The following is a 2,641-nucleotide window of genomic DNA, read 5'->3' on the forward strand; positions in this document are numbered from 1 at the left end:
CGCCACACCGACCGGTCGCCCTTCTTCAGCCGGGCCAGACCCTTCTCGAAGCCGATGCGGCCGGTGAGGATGCTTTTGGTGGCGTCCTGGTTGAACTCGTCGATGTCCGCATCGTCGGCCCGTCGCATGGCCGTCATCCATGCATCGGCAAACCGGTAGTAGGCCTGCGCCAGGGCCTCCCAGGCGGTGTAGGAGCTGTACTTCTTGAGCAGCCAGAACACCTTGCGGCGCTCGTCCTCGCTCATGGGGGTCGGGTGGTCGTGGCTCATGGGCCGGTTCCTGTCATCTTGGTGCGCACTTCATTGGCGGCCAGCCGCTCCAGTTCGATCTCGCCGATGGCGGCATCGGCCTGGGGGCCGTAACCATAACGCTTCGTTGTCTTGCCCCAGCCGGTGGACAGCGCCGGCAGCTCAAGCACTTCGGCCCTGATGTGTGGCGGGAAGTCCACGAACAACTGCATGCCTCCGCCAGGCAGGTACTGTCCCACTTCGCCGTGGAACTGCTCGGCGGCCTTGCCCCGCCAGGCCTTGAGCGTGGTGCCTTCGGGGATGGTGTACTTGATGAAGAAGTTGTTCTTGTTGAACTTGTCCAGCACGGCCAGGAGTTCGCGCCACTCCTGGGCCGTCTCGGGCAGCTTCTCCAGCCACCAGGGGCTGGCTTTGCCGTTTCTGGCAGGCAGCAGCACCCGGTAGATCGTCTGCCCGGGCTTGAGCTCCACCGCGCGCATCGGGCCGGAGAAGGCGGCGATGGTTTCGCTGAAGTATTTCTTGCTATCGGGGTCACGTTTTGCTCCCTTCCGCAAATCCGGCCACCCCTGGACATGTTGGTAGTCCTCGAAGGCATTGGCCGGGTGCCCGCTGCGCTGTCGTGGCAGCTTGCGCGGCGCGTTTTCGATGAGGGCCGCTTCGGCTTCACGGGTGATGTGGCGCACACCGGGGGTCACCGTGTGCCACTGGCCTTGGTAGACGGCTCGTTGCACCTGGCGCATCCAGGCGTCCAGCTCGCGGATGGCCCGGGGGATCATCCGTGCGCCCTGGGCCTTGAGCGCTTGGAAGTTGTCGATCCATTCGGTGCAGGCGCGCTTCATGCCGTCGCTGGCCAACCAGCCCAGGCGGTCGTGCATGCGGGTGAGGGCCTGCACCAGCAGGTCCATCAGTTCGTTGAACTTGGCCAGCACCTGGGCCTGGTAGCCCGCGATATGGAGCTGGCGTACCCAGGCCAGGGCGTTGCCGTGCCCGATGCGGTTGCAGAACTCGACGATGTCCTTGAGGACTTGTGCGTTGTCGGCCCCTTCACGGATGCCCTTGATGAGCAGGCGTCCCACCCCCTTGATGACGCCGCCGATGACGGGGATGAGCGCAAACACCAGCACCACCAGCAGCACCCACTCCATGGTGTCTTCGCGCTTGGCCGGGTCGCTGGCCAGACGGGTGGACACGGCGATCAGATCGCGCGCGGCAGTGACATCGCCCACCAGCGGAATCATGCCGATGACGGCATCGACGATGACCTGGCTGGTGGACTGCTTTTCGTTCCAGGCGCCTTGCACGGTGCCCCACAGCCAGTCGCTGACATCCAGCGCCCAGCGCGCGACTTCGGTGTCGGAGACGGACCCGTTCATGTCGAGCCTCCATGGCGATCCATCAGGGCCTGCAGGTCGGCTCGGCGGTCATGGCACGTATCGTCACGACGCTCGAAGACGCGTCCGTCCGGCTCGAAGCGCACCTGCACGGGGCCAGGGGGCACATCCGGGAGGCTCAAGGTGCCCGCAGCATCGGTGATGCCTCGCCGCACGCTACCGTCGCCCAGTCGAGCTTCGAACCGGGCGGCCTGCAGCCCTTCGTCGTCGTGGTATGCGTGCTGCACGTGCAGCTCGTGGGAAGGCAGGCTCTGCAGGCCCTGCGGCAGCGGGTTGAGCATGGCCGGCGCACTGCTGCCCCCACCCCACTCATGGGTGGCCGCCTGCACGGTGAAGGCGCCCGGGCAGGTGAAGGTGATGTCTCCGCCGTCGAGCACGATGCGGCTGGCGCCCGAGGTCAGTTCGATGCGCGTCTTGGCCTGGAGGTGGATTTCGTCGTCGGTGCTGGTGATCGTGAGGTCTTGGTCGGCATGGATGGACAAGGTGTCGGTGTGCGCGTGCAAGGACAGCGGCCCGGCGGCGGCTTTGAGTTGCAGATCGCCGTCGTGGGCGTACCAGCTCACCGTGCCGCCGGCGGCGATGCTGGCCGCATGCGCGGCGCTGAGCTGCATGTCGGCTTGGGCCACCCAGTGCTGGTCTTGGGCGGCATAGGCTCCCAGCGGGCCTTCGGTGCTGTACAGGGCCGAGGCGGCCGCATCCCACAGCAGGAGGGGCTGGGTGAAGCCGCCGGCGGCTTCGGGCGAGCCCTCCAGTGCTTGCACGGCCTGGCTCCAGGCGGCCGCCTCAGGCGCCGGCGGCTCGGGCCGCTGGGCGGCGGCGGCCTGCTGCAGCCGCTGCTGCAGGGCCTGCGCAGCGCGCAGCTGCGCCTGGGCTTGCTGGCAGTCCATCTGCGCGCCGTGCACGCTGGCGCCCTGGGCCGCGCGTGCGGTGCTGCTCAGCAGCAAGCCTGCGGCCGCGCGCACGCAGGTCCAGCCGTCGCTGGCCAGCTCGAAGCCGCTGCCG

3 protein-coding genes are annotated in these 2,641 nt (G+C 67.6%); all 3 read right to left on the reverse strand.

Annotated features, from left to right (window positions below):
* The coding region (locus F615_RS19065) for an Imm71 family immunity protein (RefSeq protein WP_033371824.1) at positions 1–269 on the reverse strand (269 nt) is incomplete at its 3' end.
* Positions 266–1,621, reverse strand: a complete 1,356-nt coding sequence (locus F615_RS19070) for a hypothetical protein (RefSeq protein ID WP_019562380.1) — start codon at positions 1,619–1,621, stop codon at positions 266–268. The genes F615_RS19065 and F615_RS19070, both read right to left, overlap by 4 nt.
* Positions 1,618–2,641 (reverse strand): DUF2345 domain-containing protein (locus F615_RS19075; RefSeq protein ID WP_019562381.1); only part of this gene is annotated, 1,024 nt, incomplete at its 5' end. The genes F615_RS19070 and F615_RS19075, both read right to left, overlap by 4 nt.

This window comes from Caldimonas manganoxidans ATCC BAA-369 (assembly GCF_000381125.1).
GTDB classification, from domain to species: Bacteria; Pseudomonadota; Gammaproteobacteria; order Burkholderiales; family Burkholderiaceae_C; genus Caldimonas; species Caldimonas manganoxidans.

Bases quoted from the DNA above. Each gene is read 5' to 3' on its own strand.
- F615_RS19070 (WP_019562380.1), bottom strand. From the start codon at position 1,621: ATGAACGGGTCCGTCTCCGACACCGAAGTCGCGCGCTGGGCGCTGGAT.